The 24,739-nt window shown below is 63.9% G+C and carries 21 protein-coding genes; 14 read left to right on the top strand and 7 right to left on the bottom strand.

Annotated elements, in window-relative coordinates; genetic code table 11:
* Positions 1-9 precede the first annotated feature (9 nt).
* Together KVT32_RS10155 and KVT32_RS10150 are read left to right on the top strand one after the other, a co-directional pair.
* Positions 10-1,332, top strand: coding sequence for a UDP-glucose/GDP-mannose dehydrogenase family protein (locus tag KVT32_RS10155; protein WP_217618134.1), 1,323 nt, complete (start codon positions 10-12; stop codon positions 1,330-1,332).
* Complete coding sequence (locus KVT32_RS10150; RefSeq protein ID WP_217618133.1) at positions 1,329-2,387, top strand: glycosyltransferase family 4 protein; 1,059 nt, start codon at positions 1,329-1,331, stop codon at positions 2,385-2,387. The genes KVT32_RS10155 and KVT32_RS10150 overlap by 4 nt, the downstream gene beginning before the upstream one ends.
* 46 nt (positions 2,388-2,433) lie before the next feature.
* Here the strand turns inward: KVT32_RS10150 and KVT32_RS10145 are convergent, their stop codons facing one another.
* Genes KVT32_RS10145 through KVT32_RS10135 form a run of 3 tightly spaced genes read right to left on the bottom strand, consistent with a single transcriptional unit; the run spans position 2,434 to position 4,031 of the window.
* The gene (locus KVT32_RS10145; RefSeq protein ID WP_217618132.1) at positions 2,434-3,123 is read right to left on the bottom strand and encodes a nucleotidyl transferase AbiEii/AbiGii toxin family protein; all 690 of its coding nucleotides are present in this window, start codon (positions 3,121-3,123) and stop codon (positions 2,434-2,436) included.
* Positions 3,124-3,522 (bottom strand): hypothetical protein, encoded by a 399-nt coding sequence (locus KVT32_RS10140; RefSeq protein WP_254636835.1) that lies wholly within the window; start codon positions 3,520-3,522, stop codon positions 3,124-3,126. It lies immediately after the preceding gene.
* A gap of 20 nt (positions 3,523-3,542) precedes the next feature.
* A complete protein-coding gene (locus tag KVT32_RS10135) occupies positions 3,543-4,031 on the bottom strand; it encodes an Lrp/AsnC family transcriptional regulator (RefSeq protein WP_217618131.1) in 489 nt (162 codons plus the stop codon).
* A 150-nt stretch (positions 4,032-4,181) separates the two neighbouring features.
* On the opposite strand from KVT32_RS10135, the gene glmS reads away from it, so the two are divergent.
* Positions 4,182-6,014 (top strand): glutamine--fructose-6-phosphate transaminase (isomerizing), encoded by a 1,833-nt coding sequence (glmS, locus tag KVT32_RS10130; protein ID WP_217618130.1) that lies wholly within the window; start codon positions 4,182-4,184, stop codon positions 6,012-6,014.
* Between the two features lie 205 nt (positions 6,015-6,219).
* Here the strand turns inward: glmS and KVT32_RS10125 are convergent, their stop codons facing one another.
* Positions 6,220-7,974: an EAL domain-containing protein gene (locus KVT32_RS10125; protein ID WP_217618129.1), complete on the bottom strand. Its 1,755-nt coding sequence runs from the start codon at positions 7,972-7,974 to the stop codon at positions 6,220-6,222.
* A 92-nt stretch (positions 7,975-8,066) separates the two neighbouring features.
* Between KVT32_RS10125 and KVT32_RS10120 the strand changes: the two genes are divergently transcribed.
* From KVT32_RS10120 to KVT32_RS10110, 3 genes are all read left to right on the top strand, one after another.
* Positions 8,067-9,086, top strand: coding sequence for a PIG-L deacetylase family protein (locus KVT32_RS10120; RefSeq protein ID WP_217618128.1), 1,020 nt, complete (start codon positions 8,067-8,069; stop codon positions 9,084-9,086).
* Positions 9,087-9,333: 247 nt separating this feature from the next.
* Complete coding sequence (locus KVT32_RS10115) at positions 9,334-10,038, top strand: hydrolase (protein WP_217618127.1); 705 nt, start codon at positions 9,334-9,336, stop codon at positions 10,036-10,038.
* Positions 10,039-10,104: 66 nt separating this feature from the next.
* Positions 10,105-11,709, top strand: coding sequence for an MFS transporter (locus tag KVT32_RS10110; RefSeq protein WP_217618126.1), 1,605 nt, complete (start codon positions 10,105-10,107; stop codon positions 11,707-11,709).
* A 111-nt stretch (positions 11,710-11,820) separates the two neighbouring features.
* On the opposite strand, the gene KVT32_RS10105 is transcribed toward KVT32_RS10110, so the two are convergent.
* The gene (locus tag KVT32_RS10105) at positions 11,821-11,988 is read right to left on the bottom strand and encodes a hypothetical protein (protein ID WP_155721921.1); all 168 of its coding nucleotides are present in this window, start codon (positions 11,986-11,988) and stop codon (positions 11,821-11,823) included.
* Between the two features lie 243 nt (positions 11,989-12,231).
* Between KVT32_RS10105 and KVT32_RS10100 the strand changes: the two genes are divergently transcribed.
* A complete protein-coding gene (locus KVT32_RS10100) occupies positions 12,232-13,593 on the top strand; it encodes a PLP-dependent aminotransferase family protein (RefSeq protein WP_371825576.1) in 1,362 nt (453 codons plus the stop codon).
* 67 nt (positions 13,594-13,660) lie between these two features.
* Here KVT32_RS10100 and KVT32_RS10095 read toward each other — a convergent pair whose 3' ends face one another.
* Together KVT32_RS10095 and KVT32_RS10090 are read right to left on the bottom strand one after the other, a co-directional pair.
* A complete protein-coding gene (locus KVT32_RS10095; RefSeq protein ID WP_254636834.1) occupies positions 13,661-14,554 on the bottom strand; it encodes a response regulator in 894 nt (297 codons plus the stop codon).
* Positions 14,538-17,930: an ATP-binding protein gene (locus KVT32_RS10090; protein WP_217618123.1), complete on the bottom strand. Its 3,393-nt coding sequence runs from the start codon at positions 17,928-17,930 to the stop codon at positions 14,538-14,540. The genes KVT32_RS10095 and KVT32_RS10090 overlap by 17 nt, the downstream gene beginning before the upstream one ends.
* A 197-nt stretch (positions 17,931-18,127) precedes the next feature.
* On the opposite strand from KVT32_RS10090, the gene urtA reads away from it, so the two are divergent.
* From urtA to KVT32_RS10055, 7 genes are read left to right on the top strand one after another with little or no spacing between them, the layout of a single operon-like run.
* Entirely contained in the window at positions 18,128-19,390 is a 1,263-nt protein-coding gene (gene urtA / locus KVT32_RS10085) for an urea ABC transporter substrate-binding protein (protein WP_056320636.1), read from the top strand.
* Between the two features lie 54 nt (positions 19,391-19,444).
* Positions 19,445-20,362, top strand: coding sequence for an urea ABC transporter permease subunit UrtB (gene urtB, locus KVT32_RS10080; protein ID WP_056320639.1), 918 nt, complete (start codon positions 19,445-19,447; stop codon positions 20,360-20,362).
* A 10-nt stretch (positions 20,363-20,372) separates the two neighbouring features.
* Positions 20,373-21,494 carry an urea ABC transporter permease subunit UrtC gene (gene urtC / locus KVT32_RS10075; protein ID WP_217618122.1) on the top strand — a complete coding sequence of 374 codons (1,122 nt, stop codon included), beginning with the start codon at positions 20,373-20,375 and terminating at the stop codon, positions 21,492-21,494.
* Positions 21,491-22,234: an urea ABC transporter ATP-binding protein UrtD gene (gene urtD / locus KVT32_RS10070; protein WP_108696590.1), complete on the top strand. Its 744-nt coding sequence runs from the start codon at positions 21,491-21,493 to the stop codon at positions 22,232-22,234. The genes urtC and urtD overlap by 4 nt, the downstream gene beginning before the upstream one ends.
* A gap of 14 nt (positions 22,235-22,248) precedes the next feature.
* The gene (gene urtE, locus KVT32_RS10065) at positions 22,249-22,941 is read left to right on the top strand and encodes an urea ABC transporter ATP-binding subunit UrtE (RefSeq protein ID WP_152383167.1); all 693 of its coding nucleotides are present in this window, start codon (positions 22,249-22,251) and stop codon (positions 22,939-22,941) included.
* A 29-nt stretch (positions 22,942-22,970) separates the two neighbouring features.
* Positions 22,971-24,200, top strand: a complete 1,230-nt coding sequence (gene fmdA / locus KVT32_RS10060) for a formamidase (RefSeq protein WP_217618121.1) — start codon at positions 22,971-22,973, stop codon at positions 24,198-24,200.
* 9 nt (positions 24,201-24,209) lie between these two features.
* A complete protein-coding gene (locus KVT32_RS10055) occupies positions 24,210-24,542 on the top strand; it encodes a zinc ribbon domain-containing protein (RefSeq protein ID WP_180099676.1) in 333 nt (110 codons plus the stop codon).
* The last annotated feature ends 197 nt before the right edge of the window (positions 24,543-24,739 follow it).

The raw sequence follows: 24,739 nt of genomic DNA, 5'->3' as shown, positions 1-24,739 counted from the left end.
CGCACAGGCATGAAGATCACGGTCGTGGGTACCGGTTACGTAGGATTGGTGTCGGGAGCGTGCCTGGCGGACATGGGCAACGATGTCATGTGCCTGGACGTGGATGCGGCCAAGATAGCGCTGCTGCGCCAGGGCGGCATTCCCATTTACGAGCCGGGCCTCGAAGACCTGGTGCGCCGCAACGTGCAGGCCGGGCGCCTGCACTTCACCGACGACATCGCGCAAAGCGTCGCGTTCGGCGACGTCCAGTTCATCGCCGTGGGCACCCCGCCCGGCGAAGACGGTTCCGCCGATCTCAAGTACGTGCTGGCCGCCGCGCAGAACATCGCGCGCCACATGACCTCGCGCAAGCTGATCGTGGACAAGTCCACGGTGCCCGTCGGCACGGCCGACAAGGTGCGCGCCGCGGTCGCCAAGGAACTGGCCGAGCGCGGCGTCGACATCCCGTTCACGGTGGCGTCCAATCCGGAATTCCTGAAGGAAGGCGCGGCCATCAACGACTTCATGAGTCCGGACCGCGTGATCGTCGGCGCGGACGACGACTACACGATCGGCGTCATGCGCCGCATCTATGAACCCTTCCAGCGCACCCACGACCGCCTGATGGTGATGGACGTGCGCTCGGCCGAACTGACCAAGTACGCCGCCAATGCCATGCTGGCCACGCGCATTTCGTTCATGAACGAAATGGCGAACCTGGCCGAAGTGCTGGGCGCCGACGTTGAACAGGTGCGCCGCGGCATCGGCGCGGACCCGCGCATCGGCTATCACTTCCTGTACCCGGGCGCGGGCTATGGCGGCTCGTGCTTTCCGAAGGACGTGCAGGCGCTGGTCAACACCGCGTCCGAACATGGCCTGCCGATGCGCGTCATCGAGGCCGCCGAGGCCGCGAACCACGCGCAGAAGTTCCGCCTGGCTGAAAAGCTGGTGGCGCGCTTTGGCGAGGACCTGCGCGGGCGCAAGATCGCGTTGTGGGGCTTGTCCTTCAAGCCCAACACCGATGACATGCGCGAAGCGCCCAGCCTGACGGCCATCGCCGAACTCACGCGCCGCGGCGCCGAGGTGCGCGCCTATGACCCGGTGGCCATGCACGAGGCCGGCCGCGTGCTGGCCGGCCATCAAGGCGTCAGCTTCGCCGCCGACATGTACGACGCGCTGGACGGCGCGGACGCGCTGCTCATCGCCACCGAGTGGAAGGTCTTTCGCGCGCCCGACTTCGATCGCGTCAAGGCGCTGCTCAAGACGCCGCTCATCATCGACGGCCGCAATCTCTACACGCCGGCCGACGTGCGCAGCCTGGGCTTCGAGTACTCGGGCATCGGCCGCGCATGAAGATCCTGCAACTGAACTTCGAAAAGGGCTGGCGCGGCGGCGAGCGCCAGACGCTTTATTGCATGCGCGCCTTTCGCAAGGCGGGCCATGACGTCGAAGTGATGTGCCGCGAAGGCGCGCCGCTGGCCGAGCGCGCCCGCCAGGAAGGATTCGTCGCCCACACCGTGCGCAACGTGCCCGGACAGCTGGCCTTTCTGGCCGGCGCCGGCCGCTACGACATCATCCATGCGCAGACCGCCAACACCATCACCTGGGCCGTGCTGACCAAATGGCTGCACCGCCGGCCCGTGGCGTTCTCGCGCCGCACGTCGTTCGTGGTCAAGCCGGGCGACGAATGGAAGACCGGCTACAAGTGGCGCCACGCCGACCTCTTCGTGGCCATCAGCGAAATGGCGGCCAGCGAGCCGCGCCGCCTGGGCATCGAACCCGTCATCATCCGCAGCGCGGTCGAACCTCATCAGATCAACGCCGAGAACGTCGCCAACCTGGTTCGCGAGTTCGATCTGGAAGGCAAGAAGGTCATGGCGACCTCCGCCGCGCTCATTCGGGACAAGGACCCGGTCACGCTGGTGCGCGCAATCGGCGAACTGGCCAAGACGCGCCGTGATTTTGTCTTCCTGCACTTCGGCGCTGGCGGCGACCGCGAACAGCAGGCCAAGGACGAGGCCCACAAGCTCGGCATCGAAGACGTCTACCGCTTTGCCGGCTTTCGCAAGGGTGTGGAAGACTTCTACAGCATCCTCGACGTATTCGTCATGAGCTCCGAGGAAGAAGCGCTGGGCAGCAGCGTGCTGGACGCCTTCCTGCAGCGCGTGCCGGTGGTGTCCACTGACGCCGGCGGCCTGAAGGAAAGCCTGGCCGACGGCCGCGGCGTGCTATGCGCCGTAGGGGATCATCAGGCGATGGCAGCTGGCATGGCGCGTTGCCTGGATGATGCGGGGTTTCGGCACGAGGTCACCGAACGTGCTTATGAGTACGTGCGCAATGAACACGACGTGCAGAAGATGGGGAACCGGTACCTGGCGCAGTTTGAGCGGCTGGTGGGGCGCAGGTAGGGTTGAACGCCTCTAGCGATGCGCAACGGGTCCGGATGCTGAGGCGTCAGCGCCATTGCGCAACCTTCTCCTTCGCCCACGCAGCGGTCTTATCCAGATCGGGCAAGCGGTCGGTTCTGATCCTATCCCAGGCGACCCGTTGAGATGGCCTTTGCAACATATGCGTCAGGGCGGCGTCCAAGCCATCAAGCTTGGCTTTTAGAAGCGATGCCAGCGCCTGCTCGGGTATTGCGCCTGCAGGCGCTTCGGTCTGCAGCACAGCCCAGTCAAACAAATCCCGTGCAGTCAGCGCCCAACCGCGGAAGAACAGTTTTTTCGCCAACACCTCGGCCGGCGGCTCCAAAGGAAAGCGGGTTTCTGGCGCAGAAGGGTTCCAGATATCAGGCGTGTCCGGCAGTAGAGGTGCGGCAACGACGAAATCGATTTCGCCCTCGGCAAAGCGCAGCTTCACATGGGCGTTGTCCTCGTTGTAGCCCGACAGTTCGTTCTCGAAGAGGTCGTTAAGCCGCGGCGAAACATACGGAAGCCATCCTGGCGAATCAACGAATAGGTCAACATCGTCGCTGATTCGATGATTGAGGGCGAGCATCAAGCGTGTTCCGCCGCCCAGTACAGGCCGGAATGAATCGCCGCCATGATGGCGGGCATCCTCAACCAGAGCCTGCGCGCGCGATTCCAAACGCGTCCACGGGCCGGATGCGCGATGAAGCAGGATATCTTTCCTTGACGTCCCCATTCACAGCACCCCCTCGAGCGCTTCCTCCCACCGCACAGCCCGGGGCAGGTCGAAATGCTGGCGGGCGTTCTGGTACAGCGCGTCAGCTTCTTCGAGGCGCACACCCGCTTCAAAGCTGGCTCGACCAATGAACTCCGGTTCCAGCTCAAAGAACATATGCGCGAGTAATTCTTGCGCAAGTGCGTCGTGCGCAACCGACGCCAAATCGCCGTGGCGCAGTGCGGCGGCGACATCAGTCGGGCTTACCACCTCGCCATAGGGGGCGTTGAGGTGGGTGGCTATCATCTCGAGGTACGGGGTGAATTGCGTTGGCAAGGTCAACTCCTGAAAGATCGGCGACGGCCTTTCGTGCATCTTCGCCGCATTATCCACCCGTCGGGGTCGGCGCGCTTCGTTCATGATGAAATTGCGCGACTGCCTCACCCCCGCACATCGATCCGCGTCTCGAACTTGGCCCGATGCACCGAAAAAAACGTGCGCACATTGCGCACGTTGGCTTGGGCTGTGAAGGCGCGATGCACCAGCGCGTGGTAGGCCGGCATGTCCTTTACCTGCGTGATCACCACGAAATCCGGGCCGGGCGACACCCGATAGCACTGCAGCACCGCCGGTTCGGTCACCATGCTTTGCTCGAAGGCGTCCAGGCTTTCGGCGGCCTGCACGTCCAGCGTGATCTCCACGATCGCCGTCAGCGTGCTGCCCAGCTTTTCGGCCGACAGGATCGCCACCTGGCGGTCGATCACCCCTTCTTCCACCAATCGCCGCACCCGCCTCAGGCAGGTCGGCGGCGACGCGTGCACCCGCGCGGCCAAATCCTGGTTGGTCAGCGAGCTGTCTTCTTGTAACTGTTCAAGAATGCGCCGGTCCAGATCATCGAGTTCGGGCAGGGAAATTGGGGCGTTTTGCATGATTAATTCAAATCTGTCGATCCGACGAAAGATAATTTAATCACATTTGTGTAAGGGAATTAACTGCCAAATAAGTGAACATAAAGAAATCAAATTTCTTTAGGGCTCGCGCACAATGCGTCGGTACTGAACTTACCCGGAGTTACTCCTATGTGCGGCATTGTTGGCGCCGTCGCCCAGCGCGACATCACCCCGATCCTCGTTGAAGGCCTGAAGCGCCTGGAATACCGCGGCTACGACTCCTGCGGTGTCGCCGTCTACGCCGACGGCCATCTGCGCCGCACGCGCAGCACGCAGCGCGTGGCCGAACTGGCCGATCAGGTTGCGCAGGACAAGGTCCAAGGCTTCACCGGCATCGCCCACACCCGCTGGGCCACGCACGGCGTTCCCGCCACGCACAACGCCCACCCGCACTTCTCGCACCTGGGCAACGATGAGCCGCGCATCGCGCTCGTGCACAACGGCATCATCGAAAACCACGACGAACTGCGCGCCGAGTTGCAGGCCGTCGGCTACGTCTTCGAAAGCCAGACCGACACCGAAGTCATCGCGCACCTGGTGAACCACCTGTACGCGGGCGACCTTTTTGAAGCCGTGCAGAACGCCGTGCGCCGCCTGCATGGCGCATACGCCATCGCCGTGTTCTGCCGTGACGAACCGCACCGTGTGGTCGGTGCGCGTCAAGGCTCGCCGCTGGTGGTGGGCGTGGGCCAGAACGAGAACTTCCTGGCGTCCGACGCGCTGGCGCTGGCCGGCACGACGGACCAGATCATCTACCTGGAAGACGGCGATGTCGTCGACCTGCAACTGTCGCGCGTCTGGATCGTGGACGCCGCCGGCAAGAACGTCGACCGCGAAGTGCACACCGTGCACGTGCACACGGGCGCTGCCGAACTGGGCCCCTACCGCCACTACATGCAGAAGGAAATCTTCGAGCAGCCGCGCGCAGTCGGCGACACCCTGCAGGACATCGAATCCATCACGCCGGAGCTCTTTGGCGACGACGCCTACAAGATCTTCAAGGAAGTCGATTCCCTGCTGATCCTGGCCTGCGGCACCAGCTACTACGCGGGCCTGACCGCCAAGTACTGGATCGAATCGATCGCCAAGATCCCGGTCGCCGTCGAAATCGCCAGCGAATACCGCTACCGCGACAGCGTGCCGAACCCGCGCTCGCTGGTCGTGACGATCTCCCAGTCCGGCGAGACCGCCGACACGCTGGCCGCGCTGAAGCACGCGCGCTCGCTGGGCATGGAAAACACGCTGACCATCTGCAACGTGTCCACCAGCGCGATGGTGCGCGAGTGCAAGCTGTCGTACATCACGCGCGCCGGCGTCGAAATCGGCGTGGCTTCGACCAAGGCCTTCACTACCCAGCTCACCGCGCTGTTCCTCCTGACCCTGGCGCTGGCGCAAACGCGCGGCAAGCTCATGGAAGAGCAGGAAGCCGAGCACCTGAAGGCGCTGCGCCACCTGCCGTCCGCCATCGGCTCGGTGCTGGCGCTGGAACCGCAGATCATGGCGTGGGCCGACCGCTTCGCCTCGAAGGAAAACGCCCTGTTCCTGGGCCGCGGCATGCACTACCCGATCGCGCTGGAAGGCGCGCTCAAGCTCAAGGAAATCAGCTACATCCACGCCGAAGCCTATCCGGCCGGTGAACTGAAGCACGGCCCGCTGGCGCTGGTCACCGAGCACATGCCGGTCGTCACCATCGCGCCCAAGGACGAGCTGCTGGAAAAGCTGAAGTCCAACATGAAGGAAGTGCGCGCGCGTGGCGGCGAGCTGTATGTGTTTGCCGACGCCGACAGCAAGATCCAAAGCGCCGAAGGCATGCACGTGATCCGCATGCCGGAACACTATGGCAAGCTGTCGCCGATTCTGCACACGGTGCCGCTGCAGTTGCTGTCGTATCACACGGCATGCGCACGCGGCACGGATGTGGATAAGCCGCGGAATCTGGCGAAGAGCGTGACGGTGGAGTGACGCGGTAGCGGCTACATCGGTTGAGAAGGATAAATAAAGTCGGTCGCGCGCAATAAAGTCGGTCGCAGCGACGACTCCTATCGTTTCTTTCCATCTGCCCGCAATATCAGCTTTGTTCAAGTGCAAGGGCCGCGTAAGCGGCCCTTTTTCACATTTGCCGCGCGCCGCACGACGTGCCAGGCCTGGATGGGCGACGTGCGGGCAGTTAGGTTGCGGCGGGCGCCCTTTGGAGGCGTTTTGTAATTTCTGCTTCCGGCACGGCTTTGGAGAACAGGAATCCCTGCATTTCGTCGCATCCGGCAGCACGCAGGAAGTCGCGTTGTGCGGCCGTCTCCACCCCTTCGGCATTGACCGTCAGGCCCATCGAGCGCCCCAGCGTCACCACCGCGTTCACGATGGCGGTGGAATCGCTGCCCTCTCCGATGTTTGCGACGAAGCTCCGGTCAATCTTGATCTTGTCGACGGCAAACCGTTGCAGGTAGCTCAAGCTGGAGTAACCCGTTCCAAAATCGTCCAGCGCGATCCGGAAGCCGGCGGCGCGCAGTTTGCCGATAGCCTTCTGCACCCGGCCGTCGTCTTCGATGAGCACGCCTTCAGTAACCTCCAGCTCGATCTGCGCCGGATCGACATCAGCGCGCCGCACCAGATCGATGACGCGTTCCGCAAAGTCGGCGCCGCGAAACTGCTTGGGGGAGAGGTTTACCGCAATGGACAGGCTTGGCCATTGCCGCGCCGCGCGGCAGGCTTGTTTCAATACCCATTCCCCGAGCGGCACGATGAGGCCGGTGGATTCAGCCACCGGCACAAAGATCTGCGGCGACACGGGGCCCTTGGCCGGGTGGTTCCATCGCACCAGCGCTTCAACGCCCACGAGCTGCTGCGTGCCGCTGTCGATCTGCGGCTGGAAGTGGACCTGAAGCTGGTCGCTATCCGCCAGCGCGGCGCGCAAATCCTCTTCGATCACGGCCTTCGCCTTGAGCGTTTCGTCCATCTCGGGGGCGAAGAAGCTGTACTGGTTTCTGCCTAGATCCTTGGCGCGGTAGAGCGCGATGTCGGCCTTGCGCAGCAGCTCGCTGCGCGTGGTGCCGTCGCGCGGGGCCATCGATACACCGATGCTCGCGCCCACGAAGGCGCGGCCGCCCAGCAGGTCGAAAGGCGCGCGCACATCGGCCAGGATGCGGCGGGTCAGATCGGTGGCGCCCGCTTCGGTGGCGTTCTGCATCAGGACGGCGAACTCATCACCGCCCAGGCGCGCGACCGAGTCTTCCGGGCCGACGGCAAGCTTGACGCGTCGGGTGAACGCCTGGATGAGCGCATCGCCCGCGGCATGGCCCCATGTGTCGTTGACCTGCTTGAAATGGTCCAGATCCAGCAGCAGCACCGCGCAGCTTGCATCGGGCCGCCGGCGGGCCAAAGCCTGATCGACACAGGTGCCGAAATACGCGCGGTTTGGCAGGCCGGTCAGCACGTCGTGAAAGGCAAGATGGTGGGCGTGCGCTTCGCTCGCCTTCAGTTCCACATGGGCCTTGCGCAGGGCGGAGAGGTGCGCCTGCTGTTGGCGCAGAAGCCGGTAGGTGCGCAGTGCCAGCAACGCCACCAGAATGAGCGTGCCGGCGAGCATGGCGGCAACGGCGGGCAGCATGGCGCGCCAGAGTTCGGAACCGGGCAGATCCGGCCGCCACATCAGGTAGCCGAGCAAGGTGCCGTCTGAGGACCGGAGGCGCTCCTCGCGCTCGTCGGCCTGCACATGGCGGGCGCGCACGGGATGGTAATGGAGCGCGTCGATCAGGTTGTCCCGGGAGAACGCGCGCAAAAAATCGCCATCGATGAACCGGACGCTGACGAGCAGATTCCGTGACGCGATTGTCGGCGTGTCCAGGTTGGGCGGAAACCGTGCGACGCGCATGACGCTCACGACGGCTGGCCGTTGGCCGATCATGGCAAGGTCGGTGGCGTGCACCGCGGCCGCTGTGGTGCGTGTGGATGCGTCGGGCGCGGGCGGGGGCCTGCGCCACGTCGTCCAGGACGTTGCTGATCGCCAGATGCAATTCCTTGCTCTGGCGCATCGCTGACATGTCGTCGCTTTTTTCGACGGACAAGTGCAGGGAAAACAGCATCGCCGCCAGAAATACGCCAAAGGCAATCAACAGCAGGACAAGCAGGCCGCCGGCGGAACGGGGAAGCGATCCTTCTGATTGTGTCATGCCGGTACAGCTCCGTTTTGTTGAGAGCGGTAACGCAAATTACGTGCCCGCACGTTCGCTCCGCACGCATCTGGGACTTTGCGGCATGGTATTTGCTGCAAGCAATGCCCCCGCAACTGCGATCCGCTGCGGATCGAAGATTCCGATGGTTTCTGCGCAAGCACACAGCTGGGCCGACGATCCGTCGCTGCCCCAATCTCCCCTGGCCGTGATATCGCCTCATTTGGATGACGCCATCCTGAGTTGCGCCGGCTTGCTCGCTGCGCGCCCCGGCAGTACGGTCGTGACGGTGTACACGGCACGGGCGCCTACGCCGAACCTGCTTACGGACTGGGACCGCCGCTGCGGTTTCGCCAATGCCGCCGCCGCGATGGAATGCCGGCTGGCGGAAGACCGGGAAGCGCTGCGCAGCGTGGGCGCGACCGGAAGGGGGCTGGATTTTCTGGACAGCCAATACACATCGACGGCGGACGAGGATGCACCGCTGATCACCGAGCGTCTGTTCCACCTGCTGATGAGGCTTGCGCCCGCGACCGTGGTCATGCCGCTGGGCCTGTTCCACAGCGATCACGTGCGGGTCAGCGACGCCGCCCTGATGATCCGCGATGCGTTGCCGGGCGTTGCCTGGTTCGGTTACGAGGATGTGCCATACCGCCAGCAGCAAGGTGTCGTGCAGGCACGGCTGTCGCAGTTGCAGGCGCGCGGCGTGACAGCCACGCCGGCGCACCTGGCGGTCGATGCGGCGCGCAAGGCGCGCGCCATCGGCGTCTACGCGTCGCAACTGATGGGGCTGGACAGCACGGCACTGAAACTGGCCGTGCATGAAACGTATTGGCGGCTTACGGACAGCGCCAGGGATGCGGTCTGAGATGGCGCGTTGGGAGACGCTCGGCTATAGCGGGTGACGTCATCGAACCGCGTGCATCAGAAAAGGACAGGCGACCGCGCGGCAGCCCCGAGGGCTCAGCCGCGTGGCCGCCTTATCGTTCTATATGAAGAACGCTGAAGCCAAAAATCGCCATCTACCGCCAGATTGTCCCGCCGAATATAGTTCTGGTCATGGCAGCGACGCGCTGCAAGCAACACCCCAAACCTACCTCTCCAAGGACACTGACATGACCCAAACCACCGCCAAGCTCGAAGTGCTGACCCCCGAAAACAGCCAGATCATCTTCATCGATCACCAGCCGCAAATGGCCTTCGGCGTGCAGTCGATCGACCGCCAGACGCTGAAGAACAACGTCGTGGGGCTGGCCAAGGGCGCCAAGGCGTTCGACATTCCGGCCATCATCACCACCGTCGAGACCGAATCGTTCTCCGGCTACACCTATCCGGAATTGCTCGATGTCTTCCCGGAAAAGAAAGTGCTGGAACGCACCTCGATGAACTCGTGGGACGACCAGAAGGTGCGCGATCAGCTGGCCGCCAATGGCCGCAAGAAGGTGATCGTGGCCGGTCTCTGGACCGAAGTGTGCAATACCACCTTCGCCCTGAGCGCGATGCTGGAAGGCGAGTACGAGATCTACATGGTCTCCGACGCGTCCGGCGGCACGTCCAAGGAAGCGCATGACATGGCCATGCAACGCATGATCCAGGCAGGCGTGGTGCCGGTCACCTGGCAGCAGGTGCTGCTGGAGTGGCAGCGTGACTGGGCCCGCCGCGACTCGTATGATGCCGTGATGGAAATCGTCAAGGAACACTCGGGCGCTTACGGCATGGGTGTGGATTACGCCTACACGATGGTGCACAAGGCCGGTCAGCGCACGCAGACCGCACACGAGGCGATCGCGCCCGTCGCGGCGCCGGTTACCGCTCGCTGAATCCCAGGCCCGCGGCCAATGCCGCGGGCTTTTTTTTCCATACCGCCTGGCAGCCCGGAGCCTTCCATGACGACAGCCGACACCCGCCCCGCCGACGCCCCGCCGTCCTCGCCTTTCGCGTACTCCGCCTTTTCAGTGATCTGGATCGCCACCGTGCTGTCCAACATCGGCACCTGGATGCACGACGTGGGCGCGGGCTGGCTCATGACGTCGTTGTCGCCGTCGCCGATGTTCGTGGCGCTGGTGCAGACCGCGGGCGCCTTGCCCGTCTTCCTGCTGTCGCTCCTGGCCGGTGCGCTGGCCGACACGATGGACCGTCGCAAGCTGCTGCTGATGGTGCAGATTGCGATGGGCGTCATTGCGCTGGCGCTGGGGCTGGTGGTGTGGTTTGGCCTGACGACGCCGTGGGTGCTGCTGGGCTTCACGTTGCTGATGGGCATCGGCACGGCGCTGTCGGCGCCGGCCTGGCAGGCCATCGTGCCCAGCCTGGTGCCGCGTCCGTCGCTGCAGCAGGCCATCGCCACCAACAGCGTGGGCATCAATGTCAGCCGCGCCATTGGTCCGGCGCTGGCCGGCGTGCTGATCACCAGTATCGGCGTGGCGATTCCGTTCTTCGTCAATGCGGTCAGCTTCATCGTGGTCGTGGCCGCGCTGATCTGGTGGAAGCCGCCCGCCGCCGCTGAAAAGCGCCTGCCGCGCGAGCAGCTGTTTCATGCCATGCGTGCCGGCGTGCGCTTTGCGCTGCACAGCAAGCCGCTCAAGTCCACGCTGGTTCGCGCCGTCGCGTTCTTCCTGTTTGCCAGCGCCTACTGGGCCTTGCTGCCGGTGATCGTGCGTCAGGTGCTGCAGGGCGGCGCCTTGCTCTACGGCATCATTCTGGGCTGCGTCGGGGCGGGCGCGGTGATCGGCGCGATGGTGCTGCCGCCGCTGCGCAAGAAGCTGGGGCCTGACCGCAGCGTCATGGCCGGCACGTTGGGCACGGCGTTCACGCTGGTGGTGTTTGCGGTGGTGCCGCATCCCGTGGTGGCCGGTGCGTTCAGTTTCCTGGCGGGCGCCTCGTGGATCATGGTGCTGACCTCGCTGAATGTCTCGGCGCAGGTTGCGCTGCCGGACTGGGTGCGTGCCCGGGGCCTGGCGATCTTCGTGACGGTGTTCTTTGGCTCGATGACCGCAGGCAGCATGATCTGGGGTCAGACGGCGGTGCGTGCCGGCGTGCCCGCCGCGCTGCTGATCGCCGCCGCTGGCTCGGTGGTTGCGATGCTGCTGACCCGCAAGGCCAAGCTGCAGCTGGGCGCGGACCTGGATCTTGCGCCGTCGATGCACTGGCCCGAGCCCCTGATCGATCCAGAGGTGTCGCATGATCGCGGTCCGGTCATGATCACGGTTGAATACCTGATCGACCCGGCGCGCAGCGCCGACTTCGTGCAGGCCATGCAGCACGTCGGCGCCGAGCGCCGCCGCGACGGGGCCTACGCCTGGGGGATCTTCGAGGATGCGGCGCAGCCAGGCCGCTACCAGGAATACTTCCTCGTGACCTCGTGGCTGGAGCACCTGCGCCAGCATGAGCGTGTGACCCACGCCGACGCGGACCAGCAGGCCGAAGCGCGCGGTTTCCACATCGGCGACGCGCCGCCGAAGGTGTCCCACTTCGTGGCGCCGCCGCTGTCGTAATCGTGTTGTCATCGGATGCGGCTCACGCGAGCCGCATTCTTTCGTTCGGATGCTGCCCTGGGCTTCATCCGTCTTCGAGTGGGACGGACAGGCAGTCCCGCGCTGATCCGCTCAACGTTCCGGCGCCAGCGCCTTGAGACTTTCAAGGCGTTCCAGCTCCTTTTTCTCCCGCTCCTTTCGGGCGCCTTCGCGATGAGACTTGATCGCGAGGAACATGCACACGCCCAAAATGGCGAGCTTGAACGTACCGAAGACGACGGGGATCCAGAAATTCATCATTGCCTCAAAATGCTGCCTTCAGCAGCTTCGTGAACTCCCCGGCGATGCCCAACAAGGCCAGGAGCGCGCAGCGCGAGCGCTATAATCCATACAAGTTCGCAAATTCTACCGCCAAAATCCATACAAGAAGTTGAATCGTCCGGCCCCGACTGCATTCCCTCTCGCCGGAAGCGGCAGAAAACCCATACATAAAGAAAAGCCATGGCTCTCTCGCGTCGCCTGAAAAAAGCCAACACGTCGTGGGTGCGGCCGCTGACCGCGGGCTCGGGCTCCCGGTACCAGCAGATCGCCACGCAAATCGAGACTGCGGTGGAGGACGGTGTTCTTCGGCCCGGCGACCGGCTGCCCCCGCAGCGCGAACTGGCCCAGACCTTGGGCGTCGACCTGACGACCGTCACGCGCGCGTACACGGAAGTGCGCCAGAAGGGGATCCTGGAAGCGCAGGGAGCAGGCGGGACGTACGTTTCCTATTCGGGATTGGAGGCGGGCGGGACGATCGATCTGGGCATGAACATCCCGCCATTGCTTGGCAGTGCGGCGTTTGCAGACCTGCTTGCGCAAGGCAGCGTCGCCACCCAGGCGGCCGCAAGCGCAATGGATCTGATGAGTTATCACGTGGGCGCCGGCGCCAACCGGCATCGTGCGGTAGCCGCGACGTGGCTGCGGCCGATGACGGGCGACACGGACATCGAGCGGATCGTGGTCTGCCCGGGCGCGCAAACCGCGATCGCGGCGCTGCTGCTGTCCAAGAGCCAATCGGGCGACGCCATTGCGTGCGATGCATTGACCTACCCGGGCTTTCTGGCCGCGGCCCGCCTGCTCCAGCGCTCGGCCGTTGGCGTGAAGTCAGATGAATTCGGCATGGACCCCGCCGACCTCGAGCGCGTGTGCGAACGGCATCGTCCCGCCATGCTGTATTTGAATCCGACGATTCAGAACCCGACGGCGATCACGCTGTCCACGGAACGTCGAACGGCATTGCTGCGCGTCGCGGCTAAACATGCGCTGCCGGTCATTGAAGATGATCCGTACTGGCTGTTGGCCGAGCATGCGCCCAGCACGATGTTTTCTCTGGCGGCCAACACGTCGGCGCCGGTGTACTACGTGTCGACGCTGTCCAAATGCATCGCGCCCGGCCTTCGAACCGCTTATCTTGTCGTGCCTGCCGGCGAGCCGTTGAGTCCGGTGCTGGACGCCCTGCGTTCGCTAGCGCTGATGCCCACGCCCTGGATGACGGAGATGGCGACGACGTTGATCGAGTCGGGCGCTGCCGTTCAATGGCTGGCGCAGGTCAGGAGCGAGCTGCAGCATCGCCAAGCCGTCGCGGCGTCGATCCTGCCGGGCAAGATTGATGCCGACCGGAACGGGCTGCACCTCTGGCTTGAGTTGCCGCGTCATATCGACTGCTACCGGCTCAAGCAGACGGCGCTGGCGCAAGGGGTGAGTGTGACTGACTCGGCGTCATTTTCCACGGGGGCGTCCAGCCCCTTGGCGCTGCGTGTGTCGTTGGGCGGGGCGATTGACCGGACGCGGTTGACGCACGGTCTGACCCGGTTGGCGGAGCTGCTCAAGGGCGATGTTGCGGCGTCGGTTTCTCGGGTTTGATTTGCTTGGGTGCCGGGTCTTGCGCGTCGACGTCGAAGTGCCGGGAGACCTGGCGACGCCGAGCGCGTCAGAACGCTTCTCCCTGGCGCACCGCCAGCGCAGCCGCCGCCGCGCGCGTTTCCACGCCCAGTTTGACGTAGATGTGTTCCAGATGTTTATTCACCGTTCGTGGCGACATGCCCAGTATCTCGGCGATGTCCCGATTCGTTTTTCCCTTGGCCAGCCAGCGCAGCACATCGGCCTCTCGCGGCGTCAGGCCGTAGGCCGTGGCCAACGGCGCCGTCTCCTGCAACAGCAGCAACGTTTCGCCGCTGCGCCGTGAGGCCGACAGGCTCAAGGTCAGGCGCCCTCGCGCGCTGACCAGCACCAAGGGCCCGGCCGCCGGACCGGCCGTCAGGTTGCGCGCCACCCAGTCCGCCAGGGGCGCGGGCAGCTCTGACGCATCCTCGGCGCAGCCAAAGTACGCCGACAACCAGATCCGCGCCTTGCCCGTCTTCCAGATCGGCTGCCCGCTCGCATCCAGCGCCACCACGGCGCGAGCGGCCGCATCGATCGCGTCAAAGGCGGCCGACAGGCTGCGCGCATTGCGCAGATGCGTTCGCAGCCGGGCCACCACCACGTCCGGGTCCAGCGGCTTGGTCACATAGTCGACGCCGCCGACGCGAAACGCCTTCAACACGTGCTCGGGCTCGGTCAAGCCCGTCATGAACACCACGGGCACGTCTCCCGCCGCGGGGTGCGCTTTCAAGCGGGCGCAGGTCTCGAAGCCGTCCATGCCCGGCATCACCGCATCGAGCAGCACGATATCCGGCACCACGAAATCCACCCGTTCGATCGCCGACTGGCCGTCGATTGCCACCAGCACCTGATAGCCCGCCGCATCCAGTGCGGTGGACAGCATTTTCAGATTGTCTGGCGCGTCATCGACCAGCATGACGAGGTTCTTATCGGGCGTGGGCATGGTGACGCTGCACATGGTGTTTAAGCACCTGATTGAATTCACTCAGTTGAAACTCGCCTGCCAGCGCCCGCAGATGCGCCGTCAATTCGCGCGTTTCGGCGCGGCGGCCCCGTATTTCTTCCAGCTTGGCCTGGATACCCTTGATGTAGCCCATGGCCCCCAGTTCCAGCAGCGCCTCCGCATCCTCGCGTTCCAGCGCCACCCGATGCAGGTCACCCGCGGGCATCGCCGCTTCGACCGGCGCCACTTGCCAGTCCAGCTTGAGCAGGCGGCCCAGATGATTCAGCAAATCCTCGACCATCACCGGCTTGGCAATGAAGGCGTTGTGCCCGCTCTGTGCCGGGTCTTTCGGGTCCAGCCCCAGGATGTTGGCCGACAGCATCACGATGGGCACGGCCACGCCTTCATCGCGCAGGCGCCGCACAACTTCCCATCCGGTCATGTCCGGCATCGAGACGTCCATCAGTATCAGCGCAGGCCGCAACGTGTGCACGCAGGCAAGGCACGCGGCGCCATGCGGCGCTTCGTGAACCTCAAAGCCCAGCGGCTCGAGCAGGTCGCGAACCAGGTGCCGCTGCGAGGGCTGGTCATCCACCGTCAGGATCCTCAGGCGCTCGCCGCGGTAGCCCACCACCAGCCCGGACGGCCGGGCGTCGCTGCGCGGCGAGCGCACTTCCGGCAGGAACAGTTTCAGCGTAAACACACTGCCGCGGCCGACGACGCTGCGCACTGTCAGCTCCCCGCCCATGATGCCGGTCAGCATGCGGCAGATGGTCAGCCCCAGGCCCGTGCCGGAATCGGCCTGTTCGACCCCCGCCCAGCTGCGCTCGAAGGGCAGAAAGATGCGTTCGAGATCCTCGGCCGGTATGCCTCGGCCGGTGTCCTCCACTTCGAACAACACCATATCCGCGGCCGACTTGACGCGCATCGACACCTGTCCCGCCGAGGTGAACTTCAGCGCGTTGCTCAACAGGTTGATCAGAATCTGCCGCAGCCGCTTTTCGTCGATATGCACGATGGCGGGAAGTTCGGCCGCTTCATAGCAGAAGGCCAGTCCCTTGAGCGTGCTTTGCGGTCTGAACATCTGCACGATCTGCTCCAGAAACTCGGGCAGGCGCAGCTCGCTGTTCTCGAGCCTGAGCCGGCCCGCCTCGATGCGCGCGATGTCCAGCAGACCGTCGATAAGACCGATCAAATGCTTGCCGCTGCGATGAATCACGTCGATCGCCTCGCGCCGCGCCGGTGGCAAGCTCGGGTCGCGCTGCAGAATCTGTGCGTAACCCAGAATGCTGTTCAACGGCGCGCGCAGCTCGTGGCTCATCCCCCCCATGAATCGGCTTTTGGCCAGATTGGCGCTTTCAGCGGCCTCTTTGGCCTGTTGCAACTGCGCGTCGGTCTGCTTGTGCGCCTGGATCTCGCGCAGCAGCAGGTGGGTCTGGCGATCTGATTCCTCTTGCGCCACGCGCCGGCTTTCGTGCGCCAGCACCAGCCACCAGGCCGCCACGCCGCCGATCAGTAGCAACGCGGCATACAGCTTCAGGAAAGTTGGCCGCAACCCCGCGGGGTCCAGCCCGCCCCGCATGTGACTGGCGTATTCCTGGTAGTAGATCAAGCCCAGAATGCCGGCCAGCAGTGCGCCCATCCCCATCACAATCAGGAGGTAGTGGCCCAGGCGGCTATGCAAGAGCGGTGTGACCCGCGCCGGCAACACCCGGGCGAGGACCGCCTGCACCTGATCCTTCAAGCGTCCCTGCTGCTTGCAGCGATCCTGGCAGCGGGCGTCCAGCGTGCAGCACAAGGAACAGATGGACCCGTTGTAGGCCGGGCAATGCGCCATGTCCGGCTGTTCGAAGCGATTGGCGCAGATCACGCAGACATGATCGGAACCCGCGACATCGACCGGCGTGCGCGCCAGGTTGTAGCGGCCGCGCGTGCGCCAGGCGATGACCGGCGCGCAGACAAAGGCCGCCAGCAAGGCGACGAACGGCGACAAGGCCTGCGCCAGCGCGCCCGCCGTGCCCGGGAACACGCCGGCAAAGGCCAGCAGGCCCAGTGTCATGGCGATCAGCATGCTGCCCACACCCACCGGATTGATGTCATACAGATAGGCGCGGCGGAATTCGATCCGGGCCGGGGACAGCCCCAGGGGCTTGTTGATCACCAGATCGGCCACCAGCGCCCCTATCCAGGCCAGTGCAACGTGCGAGAACACTGCCAGCACGTGCTCCAGCGCGCCGAACACGCCCATTTCCATCAGGACCACTGAGATCAGCACGTTGAAGACCAGCCACACCACCCGCCCGGGATGGCTATGCGTGATGCGGGCAAAGAAGTTGGACCAGGCCAGCGAGCCGGCATAGGCATTGGTCACATTGATCTTGACCTGCGAGATCACCACGAAGGTCGTTACCAAGGCCAGCGCCAGGCCGGGATGGCTGACGACATAGGTATAAGCCGCCAGATACATATGCGTGGGGTCGCCCGCCTTGTCGGGCGGCGTGCCCAGGGACAGGGCCAGCCAGGCCAGAAAGGCCCCGCCCAGGATCTTGGCCGCGCCGGGCATGATCCAGCCGGGACCCGCGCAGACCAGGGCGAGCCACCAGCGCGTGCGGTTGGCGGCCGTGCGTTCGGGCAGAAAACGCAGAAAGTCGACTTGCTCGCCGATCTGCGTGACCAGCGAGGCGGCCACCGCAACGGCCGAACCAAACATCAGCAGATTGAAATTGCCGCCCCGGCCGTCGTAACCCGGAAACCGCAGGAACTCCTGCAATGTCCCGGGATCGCGCCAGGCGATGAACGCATAGGGCAAGAGCAGCAGCACCAGCCATATCGGCTGCGTCCAGGATTGCAGCCGGCTGATGAAGGTAATGCCATAAGCCACCATGGGCAGGATGACGACGGCGCACAAGAGATAGCCGATGGACAGCGGCAGGCCGGTCGCCAGCTCGATGGCCAGCGCCATGATGGCCGCTTCCAGTGCGAAAAAGATGAAGGTGAAGGAGGCGTAGATCAGCGAGGTAATGGTCGAACCGATGTAGCCAAAGCCGGCCCCTCGCGTCAGCAGATCCATGTCCAGACCATGGCGCGCCGCGTAGTAGGCGATCGGCAACCCGGTCAGGAAGGTGACGATCGCCACGGCGATGATGGCCCAGAACGCATTGACGAAGCCGTAGTTCAGCGCCAGCGCGCCGCCGATGGCTTCCAGCGCCAGGAACGACACGGCGCCCAGCGCGGTATTGGCCACCCGTAACTCGGACCACTTGCGAAACGACACGGGCGTAAAACGCAGCGCATAGTCTTCCAGCGTCTCATTGGCGACCCAGGTGTTGTAGTCGCGACGGATCTTGACGATGCGTTGGGGCGCGCTGGCAGACAAATCGGGCTCCGCGGAATGGGGGGGATACGTCATTGAACGTAGGTGCCGTTGTAACGCCCGGGGGGCGGCGGTGGCTCTACGTCAATCAACGTATGTTGCAGTGCGTCATAGGCTCCTAGTATGCCCTCACCCTCCGGGCTGCGGCATGTGCCGCGCATGCTCGGTTTCCCTGGTCGTGATCCATTGAGGAGTCATCGATGTCTGGCAAAACCCCTTTTGATAATGCCCCGGAGCTGCCCTCGCGCCGGCGCCTGGCCCTGGCTTTTGCCTCTCTGCCGCTGCTGGGCATACCGGCGCTGTCGCGGGCCGCTGCGCCGGCCACCTCGGCCATCAACACCACCGGCCTGGCCATTACCGACACCGAAGTCACGGTGGGCCAATTGCACTCGGCGACCGGCACCATGGCCATCAGCGAGACGGGGTCGATTCAATCCGAGCGTCTGGCGATCGAGCAGATCAATGCGATGGGCGGCATTCTGGGCCGCAAGATCAAGATCATCCAGGAAGACGGCGCCTCGGACTGGCCGACGTTTGCCGAAAAGGCCCGCAAACTGCTGGTCAGCGACAAGGTCGCCACGGTGTTCGGCTGCTGGACCTCGGCGTCGCGCAAGGCGGTCCTGCCGGTGTTCGAGAAAGAAAACGGCCTGCTCTACTACCCGACCTTCTATGAAGGCCTGGAGCAGTCCAAGAACGTGTTCTATACCGGCCAGGAGGCCACGCAGCAGATCCTGTCCAGCCTGGACTGGCTGGCGCGCGAGAAGAAGGCGCGTTCCTTCTACCTGATCGGCTCTGATTACATCTGGCCGCGCACGTCCAACAAGATCGCCCGCAAGCACATCGAGAACGTGCTCAAGGGCGAAGTGGTCGGCGAGGAATACTACCCGCTGGGCCACACGCAGTTCGGCTCGCTGATCAACAAGATCAAGCTGAAAAAGCCCGACGTGGTGTTCGCCGTGGTGGTGGGCGGCAGCAATGTGTCGTTCTACAAGCAGCTCAAGGCGGCGGGCGTCACGAGCGGCAAGCAAAAGCTCCTGACCATCTCGGTGACCGAGGATGAACTGCTGGGCATCGGCGGTGAAAACGCCGAGGGCTTCTGGTCCTGCATGAAGTATTTCCAGAGCCTGGACAACGCCAACAACAAGAAATTCGTCGAAGCCTTCAAGGCCAGGTATGGCGCCGACGCCGTGATCGGCGATGTGACCCAGGCGGCCTATCTGGGACCCTGGCTGTGGAAGATGGCGGTGGAGAAGGCGGGCAGCTTCGATGTCGACAAGGTGGTCGCCGCGTCGGCCGGACTGGAATTCAAGGAAGCGCCCGAAGGCTACGTCAAGATCGACCCCAACCACCACCTGTGGAGCAAGACCCGCATTGGCCAGATTCGCAAGGACGGCCAGTTCGACGTGATCTTCGAAACCCCGGAGCTGATCAAGCCCGACCCCTTCCCCAAGGGTTATCAGTAATCACGTCGATCCGGGCGCCGCGCGCGACGCCCTTTCCACTGCCGGGAGCCATCCATGGAATCCTTCTCCGATCTTGGGGCCATCCTGCTGATGCAGGGCTTTAATGGTTTATCGGTCTTCAGCGTGCTGTTGCTGATGGCCCTGGGCCTGGCGATCATCTTTGGCCAGATGGGCGTCATCAACATGGCCCATGGCGAGTTCCTGGCGGTGGGCGCCTATTGCACCTATCTCTGTTCCGAACTGGTCCAGCAGTACGCGCCGGGCCTGATGCCGGCCTATTTCTTTGTCGCCATCCTGCTGGCCTTTGCGGTGACCTTCAGCCTGGGCTGGCTGACCGAGTGGCTGATGATCCGTCATCTGTACCGCAGGCCGCTGGACACGCTGCTGGCGACCTGGGGCTTGTCGCTGGTGCTGCAGCAGACCTTGCGTTCGCTGTTCGGTCCGCGTGAAGTCAGCCCGACGCTGCCCGATTGGCTGATGGGCTCCTGGCAGCCGCTGGACGGCGTGGACATCCCGATCAATGGCCTGTTCGTCATGTCGATCAGCATCGTGCTGACTGGCGCGCTGCTTCTGGCGTTGTTCCGGTCGACCTGGGGCCTGCATGTGCGCGCCACGGTGCAGAACCGCGCCATGAGCGGCGCGGTGGGCATCGATACGAAGCGCGTGGACCGCGTGACGTTCTCGCTGGGTTGCGGGATTGCCGGCATTGCCGGCGCCGCGTTCACGACCATCGGTTCCACCGGCCCGACCAGCGGCTCGCTCTACATCGTCGATACGTTCCTGACGGTGGTGTTTGGCGGCGCGGCCAGCTTGTTCGGCACCATCGCGTCGGCCTTCGTCATCGCGCAGACGCAATCGATCTCGGAGTTCTTCATGACCGGTTCGATGGCCAAAGTGCTGACGTTGTCGGCCATCGTGATCATTCTGATGCTGCGCCCGCAAGGCCTGTTCAGCATCAAGGTACGCAGGTAGGGGGCGCATCATGCAGAAATTCTTTCACAACGTGATCGGCGGGCGCGAAGGGCTTGCAGGGCTGGCCATTCTGGCGCTGCTGCTGTTCGTGGTGTTTCCGCTGGCGCTGGACGTCTTCCGGCTCAATCTGATCGGCAAGTACCTGTCTTATGCCTTCGTCGCGCTGGGCCTGGTGCTGTGCTGGGGCTATGGCGGCATCCTGAGCCTGGGCCAGGGGGTGTTCTTCGGGCTGGGCGGCTATTGCATGGCGATGTTTCTGAAGTTGGAAGCCTCGACACCGGAGGCCACCAAGATCCAGTCCACGCCCGGTATTCCGGATTTCATGGATTGGAACCAGCTGACGTCGCTGCCCTGGTTCTGGGTGCCCTTCAAGAGCTTCTGGTTCACCGTGATGGCAGTGCCGGTGCTGCCCTGCCTGCTGGCGTTGATTCTGGGCGCGGCCATGTTCAAGCGCCGCGTGGGCGACACCTATTTCGCCATCGTGACGCAGGCCGTGGCGCTGATTCTGTCGGTGCTCATCATCGGCCAGCAAGGCTGGACGGGCGGCGTCAATGGCATCACCGATCTGAAGACGTTGCTGGGCTGGGATATCCGCACGGACAGCGCCCGGCTGGTGCTGTACTTCATCAACGGCGTGCTGCTGTTCGCGTGCATCCTGTTCGGCCGATACCTGCTGTCGTCCAAACTGGGCAAGCTTCTGATGGCCATGCGCGACAAAGAGGAACGCGTGCGCTTCTCGGGCTATGACGTCGCCAGCTTCAAGGTCTTCGTGTTCTGCGTGGCCGCCGTGTTCTCGGCGATCGGCGGGGCCATGTTCACCTTGCAGGTCGGCTTCATGTCGCCTTCCTTCGTGGGGATCGTGCCTTCCATTGAAATGGTCATCTTTGCCGCGGTCGGCGGCCGCCTGTCCTTGTTGGGCGCGGTCTACGGCACGCTGCTGGTCAACTTCGGCAAGAGCTATTTCTCCGAGAGTTTTCCGCAGCTCTGGCTGTTCCTGATGGGCGGGCTGTTCATTGCGGTCGTGATGGCGTTTCCCAACGGACTGGCCGGTCTGTATCACCAATACACCCAGAAGCGCATGGCGCGCAAAGCATCGCGCCAGCAGGCGGATGGCGCCGCGGAGGCAGCATGAACCCGTCAGAATTCGCGTTGTACATCGAAGGCCTGACCGTGTCGTTCAACGGCTTCGTCGCGGTCAACGACCTCAACCTGTATGTCGATCAGGGAGAACTGCGCGTGGTCATCGGCCCCAATGGTGCCGGCAAGACCACGCTGCTGGATCTGATCTGCGGCCGCACCAAGGCGACCGCGGGCTCGATCCGATTCAAGGATACCGAGCTGACCGGGCTGGCGGAGTACGAAATCGTGCGCGCCGGCGTGGGCCGCAAATTCCAGACGCCCTCCATCTACGAAACCCTGTCTGTTCGCGAGAATCTGGAAGTCTCGTTTCCGGCCGGGCGCAGCGTGCTGGGCGCGCTGACCTTCAGGCGCAGCGCGGCCGTGATCGAGCGCGTGGAACAGGTGGCCGAAGAGATATTTCTTGCCGACCAGCTCGACCGCTCGGCGGAGCTGCTGTCGCACGGCCAGAAGCAATGGCTGGAGATCGGCATGCTGCTGATGCAGGAGCCCGAGCTGATGATGCTGGACGAACCCGTGGCCGGCATGAGCGTGTCCGAGCGCGAACGCACCGCGGAACTGCTCAATCGAATCAGCCGGAATCGATCGCTGATCGTGATCGAGCATGACATGGAGTTCGTCAAGAACATCGCGCACAAGGTCACGGTGCTGCACCAGGGCCGTGTGCTGGCCGAGGGCAGCATGGACAAGGTGCAGTCCGATCCGCGCGTGGTTGAAGTCTATCTCGGCCACTAAGGCCAGGAGGCAATATGTTCAATATCGCTGGCCTGGTGTCGGGCTATGGGCAAAGCAAAGTCATCCACGGTGTCGACCTGGCCGTGGCCCCTGGTGAAATCGTCGCCGTTATGGGACGAAACGGCATGGGCAAGACCACGCTATTCAAGACGATGATGGGGATGCTGCCCGCCATGCAGGGCTCGATCTCGCTCGACGGCAAGGCGCTCGAACGCCTGGAAAGCCATCAGCGCGTGCGCAGCGGCGTGGCCTATGTGCCGCAAGGCCGCATGATCTTCCCGACGCTCACTGTCGAGGAAAACATCCGTACCGGCATGCGCGGGCGAGCACTGCGCAACTCCATTCCGGAGGACATCTACGCGCTGTTTCCGGTGTTGCACGAGATGCGCGGCCGGCGGGGCGGCGATCTGTCAGGCGGGCAGCAACAGCAGCTTGCCATCGCGCGCGCCCTGGTCACCAACCCCCGCGTGCTGCTGCTGGACGAGCCCACCGAGGGCATACAGCCGTCCATCATCAAGGACATCGCCCGCAGCCTGCTGGAGATCCGCAAATTGCGCAGTCTGGCCATTGTGGTGTCCGAACAAGTCTTGAGTTTCACCATGCAGATCGCCGACCGGCTCATCGTGATCGACAAGGGCCGCTTCGTGCACGAAGACCCGCGCGGGCGCGTGGACGAAAAGACGATCAGCAAATACCTGTCTGTCTGAAGCCGTTGTCCATCCAAAAGGAGCATGACATGCCTGAAACCCTGATCAAGGTCGACCTGGCCCAATCCCCCTACGAAAACGAAGGCGTGCACAATCGCTGGCATCCCGATATTCCCATGGCGACGTGGGTCCGGCCGGGCGATGATTTCGTGCTCGAAACCTACGACTGGACCGGCGGCGCGATCAAGAACGATGACGATGCCTCCGATGTGCGCGACGTGGACCTTTCCACGGTGCACTTTCTGTCGGGCCCGGTCGGCGTCGAAGGCGCCGCGCCCGGTGACTTGCTGGTGGTGGACTTGCTGGATATCGGCGCCAAAGAGGAAAGCCTGTGGGGCTTCAATGGCTTTTTCAGCAAGAACAATGGCGGCGGCTTCCTGACCGAACACTTCCCGTCGGCGCAAAAGTCGATCTGGGATTTTGAAGGCATGTTCACGACCTCGCGCCATATCCCCGGCGTGCGTTTCGCTGGCCTGATTCATCCGGGCCTGATCGGCTGCCTGCCGGATCAGGCGCTGCTGGACAAGTGGAATGAGCGCGAACAGAAGCTGATAGACAGCGATCCCGATCGCGTGCCGCCGCTGGCCAATCCCCCCGCGCCCAAGACGGCGCACATGGGCAAGCTCAAGGGCGCCGAGCGGGATCGTGCCGCCGCCACAGGCGCGCGCACCGTGCCGCCGCGCGAGCACGGCGGCAATTGCGATATCAAGGACCTGTCGCGCGGATCCCGGGTGTTCTTTCCGGTCTACGTCAAAGGTGGCGGCCTGTCGGTGGGCGATCTGCACTTCTCGCAGGGCGATGGCGAGATCACCTTCTGCGGCGCCATCGAAATGGCGGGTTGGGTGCACATGCGGGTGTCGCTCATCAAGGGCGGCATGGCCAAGTACGGCATTCGCAACCCCATCTTCAAACCCAGCCCCATCACGCCCAACTACAAGGACTACCTGATCTTCGAAGGCATTTCGGTCGACGAAGGCGGCAAGCAGCACTATCTGGACGTGCACATCGCCTATCGCCAGGCCTGCCTGAACGCCATTGAATATCTGAAGAAGTTTGGCTATTCGGGCGCGCAGGCGTATTCGATATTGGGCACGGCGCCGGTGCACGGCCACATCAGCGGCGTGGTGGACATTCCCAATGCGTGCGCGACGTTGTGGCTGCCGACCGAGATCTTCGATATCGACATCCAGCCCAACGCGCTGGGCGACGTGCCGCAGATCAAGCGTGGCATGGACATGCCCATCGCCGAAGACCTTTAAGGAGCCCGCATGCCGCTCTATGACTATCGTTGCCCGGACTGCGGCGAGTTCTCGGTTCTGAGGCCGTTATCGCAATGGCGTGACCTTGCGTCCTGCCCCGATTGCGGCGTCTCCTGCGAGCGCTTCGTCAGCGGCGCACCCGCGGTCTCGGCGCTGTCCTCGGCAATGCACCGCGCCCGCGCCGCCAACGAACGCGCCGCCCATGAACCCCGCAGCACGCGGGGCGGCCACGGCATGGGGTGCGGTTGTTGCTCAGGCGCGAAAGCCGCGGGTCGGACGCGCCAGACCGCGGACGGCGGCAAAACTTTCGCTGGCGCCCGGCCTTGGATGATCAGCCACTGAAGACGGATGGCAAGGCAAACCGGGGCTGGCCTTGCCACGCCCCGCCCTCACAGCGTCGACCTCTGCCCCGGCAACCACAGCGCCAGTTGCGGCACGGCCGAATTGAGAGAGTTTTGTTATTACGGGTAATCCCGGCATCGCTCGCGGCTTGACAGGTTGGTTGTAGTGAGCAACATTATGGTTGTGCAATACAACCT

The sequence above is a fragment of the Achromobacter sp. GbtcB20 genome (assembly GCF_019091095.1).
GTDB classification, from domain to species: Bacteria; Pseudomonadota; Gammaproteobacteria; order Burkholderiales; family Burkholderiaceae_B; genus Achromobacter; species Achromobacter mucicolens.
Note: the sequence above shows the minus strand (reverse complement) of the source record. Positions and strands in the feature narration are given on the sequence as shown.